Annotated in this window: 13 protein-coding genes; all 13 read left to right on the top strand. The window is 36.8% G+C overall.

What is annotated here, in order from left to right:
* The first annotated feature begins 47 nt into the window (after nucleotides 1-47).
* The 13 genes from ACYPXO_RS06960 to ispG all read left to right on the top strand — a co-directional run bounded on the left by ACYPXO_RS06960 (nucleotide 48) and on the right by ispG (nucleotide 21,448).
* A complete protein-coding gene (locus ACYPXO_RS06960) occupies nucleotides 48-9,155 on the top strand; it encodes a Spy0128 family protein (RefSeq protein ID WP_459639892.1) in 9,108 nt (3,035 codons plus the stop codon).
* Nucleotides 9,156-9,315: 160 nt separating this feature from the next.
* Nucleotides 9,316-11,049 carry an ABC transporter ATP-binding protein gene (locus tag ACYPXO_RS06965; protein WP_459639893.1) on the top strand — a complete coding sequence of 578 codons (1,734 nt, stop codon included), beginning with the start codon at nucleotides 9,316-9,318 and terminating at the stop codon, nucleotides 11,047-11,049.
* Nucleotides 11,050-11,068: 19 nt separating this feature from the next.
* Nucleotides 11,069-11,959: a DUF2156 domain-containing protein gene (locus ACYPXO_RS06970; RefSeq protein WP_459639894.1), complete on the top strand. Its 891-nt coding sequence runs from the start codon at nucleotides 11,069-11,071 to the stop codon at nucleotides 11,957-11,959.
* Nucleotides 11,960-13,147: a pyridoxal phosphate-dependent aminotransferase gene (locus ACYPXO_RS06975; protein ID WP_459639895.1), complete on the top strand. Its 1,188-nt coding sequence runs from the start codon at nucleotides 11,960-11,962 to the stop codon at nucleotides 13,145-13,147.
* 91 nt (nucleotides 13,148-13,238) lie between these two features.
* Nucleotides 13,239-14,087, top strand: a complete 849-nt coding sequence (locus ACYPXO_RS06980; protein WP_459639896.1) for a DUF368 domain-containing protein — start codon at nucleotides 13,239-13,241, stop codon at nucleotides 14,085-14,087.
* 6 nt (nucleotides 14,088-14,093) lie between these two features.
* The gene (locus ACYPXO_RS06985) at nucleotides 14,094-14,780 is read left to right on the top strand and encodes a DNA alkylation repair protein (protein WP_459639897.1); all 687 of its coding nucleotides are present in this window, start codon (nucleotides 14,094-14,096) and stop codon (nucleotides 14,778-14,780) included.
* A gap of 219 nt (nucleotides 14,781-14,999) precedes the next feature.
* Complete coding sequence (locus tag ACYPXO_RS06990) at nucleotides 15,000-15,320, top strand: hypothetical protein (RefSeq protein WP_459639898.1); 321 nt, start codon at nucleotides 15,000-15,002, stop codon at nucleotides 15,318-15,320.
* 51 nt (nucleotides 15,321-15,371) lie between these two features.
* The gene (locus tag ACYPXO_RS06995; RefSeq protein ID WP_459639899.1) at nucleotides 15,372-16,700 is read left to right on the top strand and encodes a hypothetical protein; all 1,329 of its coding nucleotides are present in this window, start codon (nucleotides 15,372-15,374) and stop codon (nucleotides 16,698-16,700) included.
* A gap of 15 nt (nucleotides 16,701-16,715) precedes the next feature.
* Nucleotides 16,716-17,570 carry a carbohydrate ABC transporter permease gene (locus ACYPXO_RS07000; protein ID WP_459639900.1) on the top strand — a complete coding sequence of 285 codons (855 nt, stop codon included), beginning with the start codon at nucleotides 16,716-16,718 and terminating at the stop codon, nucleotides 17,568-17,570.
* Nucleotides 17,567-18,403 (top strand): carbohydrate ABC transporter permease, encoded by an 837-nt coding sequence (locus ACYPXO_RS07005; RefSeq protein ID WP_459639901.1) that lies wholly within the window; start codon nucleotides 17,567-17,569, stop codon nucleotides 18,401-18,403. The genes ACYPXO_RS07000 and ACYPXO_RS07005 overlap by 4 nt, the downstream gene beginning before the upstream one ends.
* A gap of 11 nt (nucleotides 18,404-18,414) precedes the next feature.
* Complete coding sequence (locus ACYPXO_RS07010) at nucleotides 18,415-19,785, top strand: ABC transporter permease (protein ID WP_459639902.1); 1,371 nt, start codon at nucleotides 18,415-18,417, stop codon at nucleotides 19,783-19,785.
* A gap of 70 nt (nucleotides 19,786-19,855) precedes the next feature.
* Nucleotides 19,856-20,317: a hypothetical protein gene (locus ACYPXO_RS07015; protein WP_459639903.1), complete on the top strand. Its 462-nt coding sequence runs from the start codon at nucleotides 19,856-19,858 to the stop codon at nucleotides 20,315-20,317.
* A 75-nt stretch (nucleotides 20,318-20,392) separates the two neighbouring features.
* Nucleotides 20,393-21,448, top strand: a complete 1,056-nt coding sequence (ispG, locus tag ACYPXO_RS07020; protein ID WP_459639904.1) for a flavodoxin-dependent (E)-4-hydroxy-3-methylbut-2-enyl-diphosphate synthase — start codon at nucleotides 20,393-20,395, stop codon at nucleotides 21,446-21,448.
* The last annotated feature ends 1 nt before the right edge of the window (nucleotide 21,449 follow it).

The raw sequence follows: 21,449 nt of genomic DNA on the forward strand, positions 1-21,449 counted from the left end.
ACTTTGTCTACAGTCTGACTTCTTATTATTATAAGAAGAGTTATTTTGTGAAAAACACAGCGGGTACAGTAGAGAAAAAAGAAGAGTCTGTTAGATTTAACGGAGCAAACTTTGCAACATCTTCAACAACATGGGGGAAAAATAACAAAGGCGAAGTTTATGTGAAAGCAGGTGCAGCACGTTTAACACGAGTTGATGACTTGACAACAACTAAAAAAGAAAATCCTACAGGAACAGCAACAGAAGTTATTAATCCACAGTGGGATAATATTAATAACCCTCAGTTTGTTAATGTACATTTAGGTAATAACGGACGTATTCTGATGGAACTTCCGGGTGCTTTGGCAATCACGAAAAATGCAACAGTAGTTACAGGGAAAAACTTAAAAGAAAATGAAATTGTAAAAGACAAGGAATTTGAATTTAAGATTACAATTCCGGAAATGAAAAATGCAACTGTTAAGGCTCAAGTAAAGAATCAGCAGGGTGATGCAGTAGGAGAAGTAAAAACGCTTTCTCTTGATGATGCAGGAACAATAACGTACTCTTTAAAAGATGATGAAACATTATTTATTTACGGTTTGGATGCGGGAACAGCATATACGGTAACAGAAGTAAAAGGCAGTATGCCACAAGGATTTACATTAACATCTGTTGACGGTAAAGAGAATGAAACAGAAGCAACAGGAAACATTGTATCAGGGGCAACAAAGCAACATACATTTGTAAATAAATATGATGTAACTGAAGTAGTTGTAAATGCAGATGATTTTGCAAAATATGCGAAACATTTTGCAAACTGGGATGTAGCAGATACATTTAAAATTACTTTAAGCAGATATACTTCAAATGATGCTCCAATGCCGGAAAACTCTGTAGATGGTAAGAAGACTGTAGAAGTAACAGAAAATAGTACTACAGGTAACTTTGGTAACGTGACATTTACAAAACCGGGTACTTACGGATACACTATTTTTGAGGAAAGACCGGAAACTGTTATAGCAGGGATGACTTACTCAATGGCAGCATATACGGTAGATGTTATTGTAAAAGATAACGGAAACGGTACTTTATCAGCAGAAACAAAAATGACGAAGATTTCTGATGATACAGGAAAGGCAATGGCACAAAATGTTGACAATAAGACAGCGGAATTTACAAATAGTTTTGCGGCAGAGTCAGTAAGAGCAGGTGCGGTTGCAAGAAAAGACTACACTGATAACAGTGGAAATAATCCATTAACACCTGGCAAATTTACATTTAAAATTAAGCCAAATCAGGATAATGCTCCCGCGCCTGAAAAAGCAACGCCGGAAGCAGATGGATCATATATAATGGGAAATGATGGTGAAAGAGTTCGATTTGAACAGTTTGTATTTACAAGCAATCATGCAGGAAATACATACACTTATGAAATCTCAGAAGTGATTCCTAAGGAAGCAACGGACAACAAAAATGGTACGTACACATTAAACGGAATGACTTATGATGCACAAAAATATACAGTTGCATTTAACGTTACGACAGAAGAAGTTAATGGAAAAGCGACAGTGAAAGTTGAAAAAACATATTATAAAGGTGAAGGTACAAACGGTGAAGTAGTACCTGAAGCAAATGTTGTTTTCAACAACGTTTATACGCCGAAAGAAATTACTATTCCTGATGACCAAAATGAAGGAGTGAAGGGAAGTAAGACTTTAGTAGGACGTAACTCCTTAAATGACGAAAGATTCTCATTTACGTTAAAAGCGGCAAATGCAAAAGCAAACAGAGCATTAGCAAATGATTGGATTGTATTTGAAAATGATCCTGCAAAAAATGAGATGACGGTAGAAGTTTCCGATTTAACAAAGGGAAGAGAAAAAGACTTTAATTTCGGGCAGATGAAAATTACACGTCCGGGATTATATGAGTTTAATGTAAATGAAAATATACCGGAAGAACCGGCTCAGAAAAAAGGTCTTACATATGACACACATTTATCATTAGTAACAATTGATGTAAAAGATGAGAACGGTGTATTAAAAGCAAATGTAACTTATAATAACGGACATGATGGAGCAACAGATAAAGCAGCGTTTAAAAATGTTTATCACGCTTCAGCAAGTTATGGAGATGGAATGAAATTACACGTTTCCAAAACATTAAATGGCCGTGCATTAAAAGCGGGAGAATTTGCATTTACAATTGCAGGTAAAGATAAACCATCAAATGATAAGTTGACCGATAAAGATAAAAATTTCGTAAATCAGGCAGGTGCAAATGATGGAGTAGCCTCCGTAATCTTTGACAGAATGTCCGATATGAAATTTACAGAAGCAGATGCAGGTAAAACTTTCTCTTACACAGTAAGCGAAGTAGAACCTGTAGAAAATAAACTTGGTGGTGTTACATACGATAAAACCGTTTATACAGTTGAACTGCAAGTAGTAGACAATGGCGACGGTACAATGCACACTGTAACAACAGTGAAAAAAGGACAGGATGTAATTGGTACATATGATAGTCAAAACGGAATGAAGGAAGCCACATTACCATTTGTGAATGAGTACAAAGCTTCTCCTGTTATAGTAGATACTGCATCAGACAAGATAAAATTAACAAAACAGTTTATCGGTCGTGAATGGACGGATAACGATGTATTTGAATTTACATTGGCAGCAGTAGAGCCGAAGGATGCACCTATGCCTGAAGGCAGTGAAAATGGTGTGAAAAAGGTTGAGGTAAGAAGACAGGATGGAACAGATAAAGTTTCATTTGACTTTGGAAGTATTACTTTTGATAAAAAAGGATATTACGTTTATAGAGTAACCGAAACTAATGCTGGTCAGACTATCAACGGAGTTGTTTATGACAAAGAAGTAGCAACTATTGAAATCACAGTGAATGACGATAGAAAAGGAAATCTTTTCGCAACTGTCAGCACTTATGAAGGAGATTTCCTTAATGAGTATAAAGCAGAGTTAAGTCACAATGAAGCCGGCGGATTGAAAGTGACTAAAACGCTTAAAGGACATGATATGGCGAAAGGTCAGTTTACATTCCAAGTTAAAGCACTGAAAACAGATACTGTAACAGCAGAAGAAGCTGCAAAACGTATTCATATTTTTAATGGAATAACAGGTGAGTTTCAAAATGTTGCCGGAAAAGATGGCGAAACTGTCGAGATGGGAACGGAAAGTCCGATTGTCTTTACGCAGGATGATGTAAACAAACACTTTAAATATGAGTTTACGGAAAAAGGTGCAAACGACGAGTTTGGTACAGGCGGAGAAAAAGAAGGATATACTTTTGACGATACTGTATATGTAGTGGAACTTTGGGTAACAGACAATGGAGATGGAACGTTAACTCTTCATACAAAAGTAAATGATGGAATGGAACTGGTAAGTTCGAAAGAGAACCCACTTAAGACAGTTATTTCATTTAAAAATGAATATAAAGCAACAGGTAAACTTAACGGAGCAGAAAAACTTGCAGGTCAAAAGAATATTGACGGACCATGGCCTAACAATGATTACTCAGGATTCACATTTACAATTGCAGGTGATGATGCTCACACAGACACAATGCTTGCAATTAAAAACGGTGATGTTGTATTACCAAATGATACAACCGTAACATCGGCAGAAGACGGAAGTTTCCACTTTGGAGATATTACATTTAACAAAGCAGGTGAATATCGATTTAAAGTAACTGAAAACGCAGGAACAATTGCAGGTGTTACATATGATGATGCGGTGAAAAACGTAACTGTAGTTGTGGCAGATGACAATAAGGGAAGGTTAACTGCAACAGTAAAAGAAGGTTCTGATAAACTTACATTTACAAATGGCTATAACACAACAGGAAATGCAACATTTGTACCGTCCGTTACAAAACAGGTGACAGGACATGATGCGGTAGAAGACGTTATTTTCGTCATGACAGCAAAAGACGAAGTAACAAAGAATGCAATTCAAGCCGGTGACATTACAGGATACAAAGAAGAAATAACAATTTCTAAAGATGTATTGAAAAAGGATGGAGAACCTCAGCCAGTTACATTTGGAGAATTGACTTTCACAAAAGCAGGAACATATACATTTGATGTTTCTGAAAAAGCAGTTTCAGTACCAAACGGGTGGACATATGATGCAGATCATTATGAAGTGAAAATCAAGGTTAAAGATGAAAATTCTAAGTTGGTAGCAACTCAGGATATTTCAGATGCGACAAATAATCTGAAACGCAACTTCGTCAATGTATTTACAGCGGAAACAGCATACGGTGAAGAAGGCGGATTAAATGTAACAAAAGAATTACAGGGACGTAATTTAAAAGAAAATGAATTTAATTTCACTATCACAGGACAATCAGATGAAGCAGAAGGAAAATTAGAGGATAGTGATAAAACATTCAAAAACAATGCACCAAATCAAGATGGTGTAGCAGTAGTGAGTAAACTTAGCAATGTGACATTCGATCAGAATGACATTGGTAAAACATTTGTATACATCGTTCGAGAGGTAGTAACTACAAGAGGTGCTATCGCATACGATGATAAAGATGTAACGGTTTCTATTCAGGTATTGGAAGAAAACGGAGATATCTACACAGTAACAACAGTAACAAAAGATGAAAACGTATTAGGTGTATATAACTCAAAAGAGGGAACGACAACAGCAGTTGCTCCATTTGTAAATAAATATACGCCGGACATCGTTACAGTTGATCCTACAGGAACAGAAGCCGGAAAAGTAACAAAAGTACTTAAAGGTAACCGTGCAGAAGCACTTAAAGACAATGAATTTACATTCCAAATGAAAGTAGATGCATTGGAAGGAACAATGGATGCGGTAGAATTGCCAAATCTTACAGCAACAAATAAGGCTGACGGTTCAGTTTCTTTTGGAAATGTAACCTTTAAGGCGGCAGGTAAATATCGTTTTACAATCAGTGAGGCGGTACCTGAACCACATGATGCAAATATGACTTATGATAAGCATAAATTTAGTTATGTTGTAACGGTTTCTTACGACGCTGACCAAGGTGTATTATCAACGAAAGTCAGCGAAGTTGCAGGAAGTCCTGTATTTACAAATGTTTACACAGATGAAAAAGCAAAAGATGTTGTAAACAACAAAGACGAAAACACATCTGCGGATGGCGATATGGTTTCCGTTGGCGACACATTGACATACTCTATCGATTGGGTAAATAATGCTGTAAATGAAAATGGACAGCCTACAAAAACAGATATTACTATCGAAGATACAATTCCGGCAGGAACGGAATATGTAGAGGGCAGTGCAAGTAATGACGGTAAATTTGCAGAAGGCAAATTAACATGGTCATTCAAAGAACAGGCAGTCGGAGCGAACGGTACTGTAACATTCAAAGTAAAAGTTACAGAGGACGCAGTAAAAGTTGACTCCATTAAAAATACGGCAAGTATTAAGGTTGGCAATAATGATCCAAAACAGACAAATGGAGTGACGAACTTTGTACCAAACAAAGAAGTAACAAATGATAATAATTCATCTGATATTAAAGTCGGCGATACGGTAACATATACAATTAAGTACTACAATACAGAAGATACGAATGCCGATGTAACAATTACAGATAAACTGCCGTCAGGATTAACTTTCAAAGAAGCAGATAACGGCGGAAGTTATGACAAGGCAACAGGAATTATTACATGGAAACTTACAAATGTAAAACCACACACAGCAGGTACGGTAACGTTTAAGGCAGTAGTAAATGAAGAGGCGTTAGTTGAAGATGGTGTGAAAAATACAGCAGGTATCCAGATTGGTGAAAACGGTCCGGTGATTAACACAAACACAGAATCATTTAATACAAAGAAAGGTGACTTGACAATTTCTAAAGAAATTAAACTGGCTGAAGGTCAAGGAACAGTTATCGATACAAACAAAACATTTGAATTTACTGTTGTTCTGAAAGATACTGCTGGACAGGTATTGAAAGGCGAGTATACTTACGGAGAAAACAAAAAGATTACAAGTGGACAGAAAATTGCTTTAAAACATGGTGAAAGCGTTACAATTAAAGGTTTACCGGAAGGCACATCTTATGAAGTAACAGAAACAAAAACAGCGGGATATACACCTGCAAAAGAAACAATTACAGGAACAGTATCGGCAGGCAATGCAGTTGAAGCACACTTTGTCAATACATATAGTGTGACAGAAGGAATGCTTGAAGGAGCGACAAATCTTAAAGTGAAGAAAGACTTTACAGGTCGTGAAGAAAACAGATGGCTTGCAACAGATAGGTTTACTTTCAAATTAACATTAGCAGAAGGAACACCGGAAAGTGCAGTTGTTCTTCCTAACAATGCAAATGAAATTGTAATTAACAGTACAACACCAGGCAAAGAAGCAGCATTTGGAAATATTAAGTTCAAACGTGCAGGAGAATATACGCTCAATGTTACTGAAAATCCAAGCGGTATCTTAGGTGTAACTGACGATGCAAACGCAACAAGAGAAGTAGTTGTTAAAGTTACGGATAAACTTGACGGAACACTTCATGCAGAAGTGAAAAATGCGGCTGAGGGACTTCTTACTTTCCACAATGTTTATAAAGTTACAGACCCTGTGGAAGTAGATACAACTCCTACAGATGCAAGTGCACTCTTTGAGAAAGTATTAGATGGACGTGATTGGTTAGATTCAGATGAATTTACATTTACTATCACACCGGAAGGTAATGCACCTGCACTGGAAAAAACAACTGCAAAAGTGAAGAAATCGGATGTACAAGATGAAAAAGCACCATTTGGATTTGGCAAGATTACATTTACACCGGAACATATGGGAGATGCACATACGAAAGAATTTACTTATAAGATTACGGAAAACGATATTAATAAAGATAAGATGCCGGGCGTATCAAAAGATACACATACAGCAATCTTAAAAGTAACTGTATCAGATAATGGAGAAGGTAAACTTGTAGCTGCAACTCCGGTTGTAACGGATGGTACATTTACAAATACATATCGTTCTTCAATCGATTATAATGCGGCAGGCGGACTTGTAATTACAAAAGTATTAACAGGACGAGATGCAGCGAAAGATCAGTTCCAATTTGTTATGACGGCAAAAGATGCTGTTTCAGCAGAAAAACTTGGAGTATCTACAGAGGGTACAACATTTAAAACACCGGCTGCAAAAGACGGAGAAACAGCAACAATTGACGTACTTGCAAACAGAACAGGAGAAAACGTAGTATTTACACAGGCTGATGCAGGTAAAACATACCGCTACACAGCAGTAGAAGTAAATGGTGGTCAGAAGGGTTACACATACGACAATACAAAACATGAAGTAGAAATCAGTGTAGAAGATAACAATGATGCAACTTTGACCGTAAAAACAAAAGTAGGAGATAAGACATATACTTATAAGACCGGTATAAAAGGCGAAACGGCAGTTATTCCATTTAGAAATGTATATGCGGCCTCCACAGATAATGCAGGCGGAACAAAAGCGCCGGTTGTAACAAACAAAACAATGACAGGACGTCCGCTTACGGCAGGTGAATTTACATTTAATGTAATTTACAAAAACAGTAAAGATGTTGTTGTAAAAGATGTTAAGAACAGTGTAGACGGAGCAGTAAACTTTGGAGAATTATCATTTACAATTGATTCTCTGAAAGCAGCAGTGAAGAAAGGTGATGCAGTTCAAAATCCAAATGGAACATGGACAGTATCTTATACGGCAGTAGAGAAGACAGACGGACTTGCAGAAAACGGAGTTACTGCTACAAAGAATACGTTTGACTTTACGATAACTGTTACGGATAACGGTGACGGAACATTAAAAGCAGTGACAAACCTTCCTGAAGGACACGGATTTACAAATGCATATTCAACAGGTGACCCTGTAGAAGTAAATGTAAATGGAAGCAAAGTTCTTTCAGCAGAAGAGGGACTCACACCTCCTAATATTGCAGGTGAATTTACATTTACACTGAAGGGAGAAAAAGATGCTCCAATGCCTGAAAAGACAACAACACAAAATGATGCACAGGGTAATGTAGATTTCGGAAAAGTATCATTTACACTAGAAAACGTATTCGGAGAAACGAAAGTATCTGCAAAAGCAGGTGAACCGAGAAGTAAGACATTTACTTATACGGTAACGGAATCCGGAAAAGTTGCGGGCGTGACGAATGATAAGAAGGCGAAAACATTTACACTTACAGTAACAGATGACGGAAAAGGTCATATGACAGTTACAAAGAACCCAGCCGATAACGCATTATTCACATTTACAAACACATACAGCATTGAAAGTCCTATTAATTCAAGTGTGACAGATCAGATTTCTATTACAAAAGAATTAGAAGGACGTAAGATGAAAGCGGAAGAGTTTAATTTTGAACTTCTTGAAGGTAATAAAGTTGTTGCAACAGGAACGAATGACGCCGACGGCAAAGTAACATTTACCGGATTGGAATATAACAAACCGGGCGAATATGATTACACGGTACGCGAAGTTGTTCCGGAAGATACATACGGAGTTACATTTGATACAAGTGAGTTTATGGTTCACACATCTGTAACGGATAAAAGTGATGGTACATTGAGCGTGGAACATACGACAGAAGGCGAAATTGTATTCAGAAATGTTTACAAGGCAGCAGGAACAAGCGTAACACTTGGAGCAAGCAAAATATTAAAAGGAAATGACCTTGCAAAAGGCCAGTTTACATTCCGATTGAAAGATGAAAACGGAAATGTAGTTGCTGAAGCAAAGAACAATGAAAAAGGTCAGATTATCTTTGAAACATTAGAGTACGACAAAGCGGGAACTTATAAATATACAATTTCTGAGGTAAATGATAAACAGGAAAATATCACTTACGATGCAAAAGTATATGGAGTAACCGTAACTGTTGTAGACGATGAAAAAGGACAGTTAAAAGCAACTGTTGAAGGAGATAGTGCAGTATTCACAAATGAATATGCAGAAAAAGCAGCAGTAATAACTCCTGCTAAACCGATTAAACCGAATGATACACCTGTTAAAACAGGTGATGAATCAAATCCAATGGCAATGGCAGGTATTATGACAATTGCCGGAATGGTAATTCTCCTTAATGTAATTACAGCAGTACGCAGAAGAAGACAAAGATAATAAAGACTGTTAAATCCCGCAGGAACAGATAAATCCTGCGGGATTTCTTTGCAAAAATATTGCACTTTTGGATGCTGTGTAGTATATTATAAAGATAGAGGAATTTTGAGGACGAACTTTCAGGAGTTTCGTCCTTATTTTAGAATGAGGAGGAGAAGAGATGAAAGACAAACTAAAGAAATTATTTGCATACTATAAGCCGTACAAATTACTTTTTTACAGTGATATGTTTTTTGCTATACTCGGAGCGGGTGTTACATTGGTTATTCCTCTAATTGTCCGTTATATTACGAGTGAAGTTGTTTACTTTAACGCTAATAAGGCGATGGAAACAATAGTGGCATTAGGAGCGTTAATGATTGTTCTCGTTCTTGTAGAATTTGGCTGTAATTATTTTATCGCATTTTATGGGCATATGATGGGGGCAAAGATGGAAGCGGACATGAGAAGTGATATTTTCAGTCATTATCAGAAACTTACATTTGCTTTCTATGATAATCAAAAGGTCGGTGCATTACTTTCCCGTATTACAAGCGATTTATTTGATATTACGGAATTACTGCATCACGGACCGGAAGACATTGTTATTTCTATTATTAAGATTGTAGGTTCATTTATTATTTTGGCGAATATTAATCTTCGTTTGGCAATAGTGGCATTTATATTTGTTCCGGTTATGATTGTCTTTGCAGTATATTACAACACGAAGATGAAAACGGCGTTTAAGCGTAATCGTGCAAGAATTGCGGACATTAACAGTCAGATTGAGGATAGTTTATCAGGAATCCGTGTTGTCAAGTCATTTGCAAATGAAGATATTGAGATGAAGAAATTCCATAAAGGAAATGATGGATTTTTAGCTGCGAAAAAGATTAGTTATCGTTATATGGCGGGGTATCATTCAACTTTGACGGCTCTTACAACACTCGTAACGGTTGTCGTACTTCTTGTAGGAGCGGAGGGGCTTACAACAAAGACTGTGTTAGTGGCAGACCTTGTAACTTTCCTTCTTTATATCAATAACTTTATTGAACCTGTAAAGAAATTAATTAACTTTACTGAAATGTTCCAAAATGGGTATTCAGGTTTTGACAGATTTCAGGAAATGCTTGCTATCGCACCGGACATTACGGATGCGGAAGATGCTGTTTCTGTTGGAAAACTAAGAGGTGAGATTACATTTAAGGATGTTTCTTTCCAATATCAAGACGCAAACGAGGCAGTTCTTTCTCATATTAACTTAGATGTAAAAGCAGGAGAATATATTGCCCTTGTAGGACCATCGGGGGTAGGAAAGACAACTCTTTGCAGTCTGATACCTAGATTTTATGAGGCGACTTCCGGTGAAATAGATATAGATGGAATGGATATTCGTAAAATGAAATTGGATGATTTGAGAAATAATATCGGTATCGTGCAGCAGGATGTCTATTTATTTGCAGGAACAATTATGGAAAATATCCGTTACGGAAATCCGGATGCCACAGATGAAGATGTTATCCGCGCGGCTAGGAATGCAAATGCACATGAGTTTATTATGAGTTTTCCTGACGGATATGATGCAGATATTGGACAACGTGGGGCAAAACTTTCAGGCGGGCAGAAGCAACGTTTATCCATTGCTCGTGTATTTTTGAAAAATCCACCGATTTTGATTTTTGATGAGGCAACTTCAGCGCTAGATAATGAAAGTGAAAAAGTGGTGCAGGAATCACTGGAAATGTTGGCAAAAGACAGAACAACATTTGTTATTGCACACAGACTTTCTACAATCAAAAACGCGGAAAGAATTTTAGTTCTTACGGAAAATGGAATTGAAGAGCAGGGTAGTCATGAGGAATTGATTCGTCAGAAAGGAATTTACGAGTCTTTATACCATATGCAGTTTCACTAAACAGAATGAAGGTGTAGAAATGAAAAATATAGAATTTAAACGTCCTGAATTAGAGGACAGAAAAATAGTGGATGGGTATTTTAAACGGTATCCGTCCAGAAGTTGTGAGAGAACATTTATTAACGTATTTCTCTGGTCAAGATTTTACAAAGTGAAATATGCTATCGTTGAGAATACGCTTGTCTTTAAAAGTGAGGATAGAGATTCTTTTACTTATCCGCTTGGAGAGGCTGAGGATATTCAGAAGGCATTGCAGTTTTTGATGTCACACTGTAAGGAACAGGGAAAAGAATTTGAAATGTATTGTGTGACAGCGGAACAGTTTGAGCAATTTAATGAATGGTATCCGAATGAATTTCAAATCACATATGACAGGGACATAGCCGATTATGTGTATGAGTCTGAGAAACTGATAACGCTTTCCGGGAAAAAACTCCACGGAAAGAGAAATCACATTAATAAGTTTAAGGCGGAACATGAAAACTGGAGTTATGAAACGCTGACAGAGGATAATCTGGAAGAATGCTTTCAGATGGCTTTACAGTGGAGAACAGATAACGGTTGTGAGGCAGATGAGGAAAAGAATGCAGAAATGTGTGTGACATTAAACTCTCTGCGTCTTTTCAAAGAATTAGAAATGACAGGCGGTATTTTGCGTGTGGATGGTAAAATCGTAGCGTTTACACTCGGAGAGCCAATCAGTGAAGAAATGTTTGTTGTGCATATCGAAAAGGCATTTGCAGAAGTACAGGGTGCATATCCCATGATTAATCAGCAGTTTGTGGAGCATGAATGTGCAGGATACAAATATATTAACAGAGAAGACGATGCAGGTGTAGAAGGACTTCGTAAGGCAAAATTATCCTATCGTCCTGCGTTTCTTGTAGAAAAAGGGCGGGTGAGAAGATAGATGATTTCTGAAAAAATGGAAAACATGGTGGCAAACAGTTCGGCAATTAGACAAATGTTTGAAGAGGGAAATCGTATGGCAAAACTTTATGGGAAAGAAAATGTATATGATTTCAGTTTGGGAAATCCGAATCTTCCTGCACCCAAGCGTGTAAAAGAGGCAATTATGGAAATTTTGGATGAAGAAGATACACTCAACCTTCACGGATATACGAACAGCAATGCAGGATATATGGAAGTGCGGGATGCAGTGGCAAAATCGTTGAACAGAAGATTTGACACATCTTTTTCAGGAAATAATATTACAATGACGGTAGGAGCAGCAGGAGGTTTAAATGTAGCCTTAAAGGTACTTTTAAATCCAAATGATGAAGTGATTGTTTTTTCGCCATATTTCAGTGAATACAGAAGTTACGTCCATAACTTTGATGGCGTTCTAGTGGAAATATCTCCAAATACGGAAACATTTCAGCCAAAACTAGACGAATTTAAAGAAAAAATTACAGAGCGTACAAAAGCGGTAATTGTAAACACGCCAAATAATCCTACAGGAGTCGTTTATTCGGAAGAAACGATTATTCGTATGTCAGAAATATTAGAGAGAAAACAGAAAGAATATGGACATGAAATTTATCTTCTTTCTGATGAACCATATAGGGAACTGGTTTATGATGGAGTGGAAACGCCTTATCTGACAAAATATTATGGTAATACAATTGTTGTATATTCTTACAGTAAATCACTTTCTCTTCCGGGTGAGCGCATAGGATATGTTGTTGTTCCGAATGAAGTGAGTGAAAGCGAGAAAGTTATTTCGGCAATGAATGTGGCTAATCGTATTTTAGGCTTTGTCAACGCTCCTACATTGCAGCAGAAAATCGTACAGAAATGTTTGGAAGAGCGGACGGACATTTCCTATTATAATAGGAACAGAGAAACGCTGTACAAAGGGTTGCTGGAGTGTGGATTTTCTTGTATCAAGCCGGAAGGAGCATTTTATCTGTTCGTGAAATCTCCTATTGAAGATGAGAAGGAATTTTGCAGGCAGGCAAAAGAATTTCATATTCTTCTTGTGCCGGGAAGTTCTTTTGGGTGCGGAGGATATGTGCGTATTGCCTATTGCGTTTCCTATGAAACGATTATAAATGCACTTCCGAAATTTAAAGAGTTGGCAAAGAAATATTTTTAAACATTGAAAAATATAATAAAGTGTGATAGATTTCTGTGAGTAGTCAAAATAATATTTTGGCAGGAGAAATAGAATAAGAAGAGGTAGAAAGATGATTAAACAAATACTACAGGGTATGGTTGTCGGGATAGCAAATATTATTCCGGGAGTCAGTGGCGGAACAATGATGGTCGCCATGGGATTGTATGACAGATTGATTCATGCCATTACGCATTTGAAGAGTGAGTTAAAAGAAAGTTTAAAATTATTGATTCCGATTTTTGCGGGGGCTGGTATTGCGATTGTTGCTTTATCAAGAATATTTGAGTTTTTACTTGCAACATATCCGATTCCGACCAACTTCGCTTTTTGCGGATTGATTGCGGGAAGTCTTCCGTTTATTTTGAAAAAGGTAAAGGGACATAAAGTGACAGTCGGAAAAATCATTCCGTTTTTGATTTTTTTCGGTGTTGTTATTTTTATGGCACTTTTAGGGGAAACAGGCGGAAGTAGTGCGGATGTTAGTTTTGGACTTATAAATGTAATTAAATTATTCGGAGTAGGTATTGTTGCTGCAGCAACAATGGTTGTGCCGGGAGTGAGTGGTTCGATGATGTTAATGTTACTCGGCTACTACGATACGATTTTAAAGGTGATTAATGACTTTGTTGATGCGTTAGTGAAGTTTGATATGGGTGGACTTGCAGCGGGAGTCGGTGTTTTAGCACCATTTGGAGTTGGAGTTGTAATCGGTATCTTCTTAATTGCAAAATTGATTGAATTTATTTTTTCAAAGGCAGAAATTCACGCATATTATGGAATTATCGGTTTAATTCTTGCATCTCCGATTGCAATTTTACTAAAAACGGATTGGAGTGGAGTATCTGTCCTAATGTTGCTTATTGGTGTCGCTACATTTGCTTTAGGCTGGTTTACTGCGAGTAAATTAGGTGGAGAGTAATTGAAAATGAGAAATATACGAGAACAATTAGAAAGTCTGGCTGAGCCGGACTTTCAGCAATTTATGGCAAAATTAATTCCCAATATTGAACCAAGTAAAATTATTGGTGTACGTTTGCCTGCTTTAAGGAAAATAGCAAAACAAATAGCGAAAGGGGATTGGAAATATTATTTGGGCGAATATCCTGCCAAAAGTTACGAAGAAATTATGTTGCAGGGAATGGTTATCGGTTATCTGAAAGAGGATATAGAAGAACTTTTGAAACAGATTGAAAAATTTCTGCCGAAAATAGATAACTGGTCTGTCTGTGACAGTTTCTGTACAGGATTGAAACAAACGAAAAAATATCCAAAGGAAATGTGGGAATTTATCGGTAAATATATAAATGATGAAAGAACATATTTTGTGCGTTTCAGTGTTGTTATGATGATTTTTTATTATACAGATAAAGAACATATAAAACAGGCATTTTCCTATTTTGACAAAATCCGTCACGAAGACTATTATGTGAAAATGGCGGTTGCGTGGGCGATTTCTATTTATTTTATCAAAATGCCGGAGCAGACTATGACGTATTTGAAAAATAATCGGTTAGACGATTTTACTTACCATAAGGCATTACAGAAAATCCGAGAGTCGCAAAAGGTGGATAAGGAAACAAAAGAGAAAATAAAAGAGATGAAAAGAAAATAATAAGTCAGACACTTTGTAAGAGGTGTCTGTTTTTGTGTGATATTGCAAATTATATGCGAAAAATTCTATAAAATGATAAAACATAGAAAAAGATTGAAAAAAATATGCATATTATGTTAAAATAACAACAACAAATAAAAGGGAGTGAGTCCAATGGATAGTATAATGGAAGAGGTAGTGACAAAAAGATAAAAATTGCTTGTGAGAGGAGAAAAATATATGAGTAGAAAACGTAAAAGTATAATTTCTTTAGTAACGGTAGCATTATTAAGTATGTGTTTGGCATTACCTGTTTTTGCAAAGGCAGAGGCGAGATTGCCGGCAGGAACTTGTGAAAAATGTGGGAAAAATACAGCGGTAAGTTATACTGTATATGGGTCATGGCAATTTGTAGAAAAAATATGGCATACTGACCATTATGATGTAAAATATATAAGAAATAAGTATATAGAAACAAAGTGTAATAATTGTGGATATACAACTAGAATAGGAAATGGACATGAAACAAAAGTAACTTGTCCATGGAAAAATAAAAAATAGTTATAAAGGAGATGGGTGTACCTTTTAGGTACACCTGAATTATATGAGGATATGAGGAGAAAGCAAAAATGGATATTATTTTTTTCTGTTTTAATAGGTGGAGTTATTTTTTGCAGTATTCTATTTTTAAAGCAGAAAGATTATGACAAAGAAAAACAAATACCTCTCTCCATTTGCACAGAAGAAAGTTTGGCATCTGTTATAAATAATATGATACAGTGTTACAACAAATATTATAATGAAAATATAAAGTTTGAGATTACCTATCTTCCCGAAGACCCCATGCAAAGAGAAAGTATGTGTAAGAGATTACAGACGGAATTAATGTCGGGAAAGGGAAAAGATATTTATCTGATGTCTGAGCGGACAAGAGAAATTAACAATTTAACAAGTGTTTTCGGAGATCCTAATAAATTGATATATAATGGTGTGTTGGCTGATATGACGGAGTGGACAAAGAAAGATAAAAGTTTTCAAGAATGTTTTCAACCTGTAATGAAGGCAGGACAGGCAAATGGAAGACAATATTTATTGCCGATAACTTTCACGGTCCCTATGTTTATACGGGAAGGAAGTGGAACGGACTTTACGGAAGAAACATTAAAACCACTTGGGAAGTTGATTGATGGAAAATCAGAGTTATTACAGGAAATCGCACCATATACCTTTACGAATACAAAAGAATGGCTCGGTAACTGCATTGATTATAAAAAGCAGAGAGTAACTGTATCTGAAAAAGAGATAGAAAAAGTATTGCGATATGAAATAGAAAAAAATAAAAAAGGAGTAGATTTTTCAAAGGAGAAATTTGTTTGTAATTTTGGAGTATTTAGTAAAGATGAGGGGAAGGAACATACTCTTTATCAATATATGCCGATGGTTACATTGGACGGGAAACCGATGGCAAAAATTTATAGTTACATTGCTATTGGAAGAAACTGTAAAGAGAAAGAGAGAGCATATCAATTTGCAAGGCTTTTTTGGCAAAAAGGTTTTGCTGAAGGAAAAGGAATAGAACTGACACTTAAAAGTGGTAAAACACAAAGACGAAGTGAAAATGATATTTTTATAGTGGGAGGAGTACCTGTACATGAACCGGCATGGGAAGAATGGGCAGTGAACATAAAAACGCCGGGAATTGTACAACAGAAGAATACACTTGAACAGATAGAAAATATACAGAGATATTTAGAGGCAATATCGCAAGTACAGACGGCACGATTTATAAGTGATTTTGATATTATAGGAAACGAAGTGCAGACACTTTTTCTAGACGAAGACGGATATACTTTTCGGACGGATTTTCCGGATATAGATGAGAGAGTGAAAGAGGCGGCAAAGATACTTTATCGGAATGCGTATTATATCGCAATGGAATAGGATAGGGGAAAGGCTATGAGGAAGAAAGAAAAACGGACGGCAATTATTCTTATGGCACCGGCGGTTATCGGATTTTTTGTTTTTTATGTTCTTCCAATGGGAGTTACATTGAAAAATTCATTTTTCTTTGGCGGAGAGTTTATCGGACTGGAGAACTATCAATTAACATTTGAAAACTATATGTTTCAGATAGCAATGAAAAATACATTAAAATTTTTTGCAGTTGGCTTACCTCTTATTATGGTGTTGTCGCTGGGACTGGCTGTACTTCTTTTTGAGCAGTTTCCACTGAATAGATTTTATCGGTTGGCATTTTTATATCCGATGATTGTTCCGATTGCATCAACAGTTATGGTGGCACAAATTTTTTTAAGTGATAACGGAGTTTTAAATCTGCTGATGACGCAGTTTGGTCTTCCGGTACAGGATTGGTTACAGTCGGATAAAGCATTTTGGATTTTGATGATTTTGTTTTTGTGGAAAAATATCGGATATAACGTTATTTTACTTTTGGCTGCATTAGCCATGATACCAAAAGAATATGAAGAGATTGCGAAACTTGACGGGGCGGGAAAGTGGAAATATTTTCTTTATGTAAGGCTTCCGCTAATTGCACCGATGTTATTTTTTACACTGTTAATTTCGATTTTAAATGGATTTAAGTGTTTTAGAGAAGCGTTTTTGCTCGGCGGCGTACGTCCCCATGAAAGTATTTATATGATACAACATTTTATGAATAATTATTTTGGGCAGTTGAATTATGCCAGATTATCGGTTGTGGCTGTTGTTATCTTTTGTATTGTCGGAACGTTTGTATCGGTTGTATATGCAGCCATGATGAGAAAGAAGAAGGGGGCTGATGTATTTTGAAGAAATATATAAAAACCTTTGTTCTTGGTATAGTAGTGTTGCTTATATTGTTTCCGATTTTATTTACATTTATTAATTCTTTTATGAGTCCGGAGGAAGTAAAGACAACGTATGAAGGCGTTTTCGGAAAATTCGGAAGTGCAGTGCAGTTGCAGTGGATTCCGCAACAGTTTTCTATGTTGGGGTATGAGAATGTTTTCATTGATACACCGAATTATCTGATGAAGTTTTGGAGAAGTCTTGGAATGTGTTCCATTATCGTTATCGGTCAGATTATTGTGGGAAGTATGTGCGGACTTGTTTTTGCCAAGTACCGTATTGGCGGAAAGAGAATTTTCTTTATTTTATTTATCATCTTTTTGCTTCTTCCGGTACAGGTGACGCTTGTGCCGAACTATATTATATTATCCGCACTGCACTTGACAGACACATGGTGGGCGTTGATTTTACCGGCAATATTTTCACCGTTTTCTACATTTTTTATGACGATTGTTTTTCAAAATATTCCGATGAGCCTTTTGGAAGCGGGGCGTCTTGACGGAGCGAATACATTTCAGGTGTTGACGAAAATTGTTCTTCCGGTGGCAAAACCGGGTGTAATTAGTTTGGCAGTTATTGTGTTTGTGGATAATTGGAATATGGTGGAACAGCCGATGGTATTTTTGAATAAAGTGACGGAATTTCCGCTATCGGTGTTCTTAGCAAGCGTGAATGCGGAAAATTTTGAGTTGCAGTTTGTATGTGGAATACTCAGTCTTATTCCGGTAACATTGTTGTTTTTGTTCTTTCACGATGAATTGGCAGAAGGAATATCCGTTTCCGCTTCAAAATAGGAGAGATGTGTATGAAGAAAAAAATATGGAAATGCAGTATATGGGTAATGCTTTTTCTTCTTCTTTGCACGATAACGTCCTTTTGGGTGGAAGAAAGGCTTATACCTGAAGTAGTTTCTACCGTGCCAATGGCTATGGACGAATTTTCGGAGCAAACAAAAGTTCCCACTGTCTGTGTACGTACAAATGAAAAGGGAGAACAGGGCGTATGGGCTATGCAGGAAGTAGTGGATATTTGGGGTGGAAAGCAATATCGAGTTCGGTTTGAATCCGATGTTGTAAAGGAGATAGTCGGTGAGAGCGCTACTATAAAAATAAGACCGGAGGCGGTAGTTGTTGATAATCTGTTTCCTTTAGAAGATGGAACAAACGTAAAAAAGGTGTATGAAAAATTGGGAAAAGAAAAGCCTGAACCAAATATAGTTTTATATTTGTCGGATCAAGAAATAGACAGAAAAAAATTGGAAAAAGATATTGCAAACAGTCAGTCCGTGTTGGATACGGCGTTTTTTGGTCAGAAAAAATATATTTGTAACGAGGAAGAAGTAGATGTCGCTTATGGAAATAGAATGTGGCTTCGGGAAAGAAAAATAGGGTTATCGGAAAGTGAAACAGAAAATTTCTTTCAGGGGGAGAAGAAGGCTCTTCTCCATAACCATACAGCCGATAAGTTAAATGTAAAAAAGGGCGATACGATTTTGCTAAAAAATACGCCTTATAAAGTAGAAAAAGTTTACAGTAATGAAGAAAAGGCGAATGGATTTGGAGAGGAAATCTACGTTAATCAGATGCCGAAAGGGGAAGAGATTCCGATGACTTCTGTTTTGGTAAAGAGTGCGCAGGGAAAAACACTCAGACAGAATACGACAGAGTTTATGCTGAAAGAATATCTTCATTTATCCGCAACAGACGGAAAACAGTATAATCTGCAGGATATAGAACAAATGGTAACGGAAATCAAATGGGTATGTTCGCTAATCGTTTTGTTTGTTATTTTGGTTATTCTTTTTCACTACACGGTTTTCTGGTGGACGAAAGCCTATGAGGAGAAAAAATTCCGATTTACTTTGATAGGTATTTTTCTAAGTGGAAGTGGATTTGAACTTTGGTATATGCTTTTAAAACAGTGTGGTATTCCGCAGACGTTCTTTTCTTCGGAAGGTATTCTAAATATAGGCGTATATGCTGATAGAATTCGTACATTTTCTGAAAGTATTCAGACGGGTGCGGGGGAAAATTATTTTCTCTGTCAGATTGGCTATCGGGCATTGCTTAATATAGAAAAATATGCTTGTATAGGTATTCTGGTGCTGGTACTCTTCCTGATTGGGAAAAAATTTGTAAAAAAATTTGCAAAAAGTGTAAAGTTTGTTGATATTTAATGCGTTGACAGTCCATGATAAACTTCGTATAATTTAAAATGTAAACAATAAAGAAGGGAATCGTGGTAAAATGATTATAGCAAAGAATGATGAGGAAAAAAGAAGTAAAATCTGGCGAATAGTGACAGCGGGAGCATCGGTTATTCTTCTTATAGTGATTGTTTATTTTTTATTTTCCCTATTTGCAGGTAATCCGCTTGAAGGGACATGGAAGAGTGAGGAGAGTAATTTGCGGTTGACAATTCGCGGTGGGGATTCCGCTATTGCAAGTTGGTCGGAGATTGCAGAGGCTTCTAATGTGAAAGTAAAGATGAATTATACATTAGATAAAGAGAACAAAACAATTGCGTTTAAAGTCGATGACGCAGAAATTGAAAAGGCAGTGAAGAATTCTGATGCGGGATTGACAAAGACTGCATTGGAAACGGAAATCAGTATGTTGGAAATGACTTTCGACTATAGTTTGGAGAAAAACAAATTGATTTTGTCTGAGCGTGAATACGGCGAGCAAATCGTTTTTGGGAAAAAGTAAAGGTAAACCAAAGCCACATTCTTTAAAGGTGGAGGCTTTGGTTCTTTTTGATTATAAAAAAAGGAGAGAAAAGTAATGAAACGTGAAGAAACAAAAGTGGTACATATAGGAAACAGGGCTATTGGCGGAGGAAACCCAATTGCCATTCAGTCGATGACAAATACAAAGACAGAAGATGTGCAGGCTACAGTAGAACAAATCTTAGCGCTGGAAAAAGCGGGGTGCGAGATTATCCGCTGTGCAGTTCCGACTATGGAGGCTGCGGAAGCGTTAAAAGAGATTAAAAAACAGATACATATTCCTCTTGTAGCAGACATTCATTTTGATTATCGTTTGGCAATTAAAGCGATTGAAAACGGTGCGGATAAAATCCGTATTAATCCGGGGAATATCGGAGATGTATCAAGAGTGCAGGCGGTTGTAGATAAAGCGAAAGAATATGGTGTTCCTATTCGTGTAGGAGTAAACAGTGGTTCTTTGGAAAAACATCTTGTAGAAAAATACGGCGGAGTGACAGCAGAAGGAATTGTGGAAAGTGCTTTAGATAAAGTCCGTATGATTGAAGATATGGGATATGATAATTTGGTTGTCAGTATCAAATCTTCTGATGTACTGATGTGTATCAAGGCACATCAGTTGATTTCTGAACAGTGTAATTATCCATTACATATTGGTATTACAGAATCGGGAACGATTTTATCGGGAAATATTAAATCTTCTGTAGGACTTGGTATTATGCTTTATGAAGGACTTGGAGATACAATTCGTGTATCCTTAACCGGTGACCCACTGGAAGAGATTAAGACAGCGAAATTAATTCTAAAGACACTTGGACTTAGAAAAGGCGGAATTGAAGTTGTTTCCTGCCCAACTTGCGGAAGAACGAAGATAGATTTAATCGGGCTTGCAAATCAGGTGGAAAATATGGTTGCGGACATTCCCCTCGATATTAAAGTGGCGGTTATGGGATGTGTTGTAAACGGACCGGGGGAAGCGAAAGAAGCAGATATTGGAATTGCAGGGGGAATCGGAGAAGGACTTTTGATTAAAAAAGGTGAAATTGTGAAAAAAGTGAAGGAAGAAGAACTTTTGGAAACATTAAGACAAGAACTTTTGAATTGGGGAAAATAAA

This window comes from Faecalimonas canis (genome assembly GCF_054601575.1).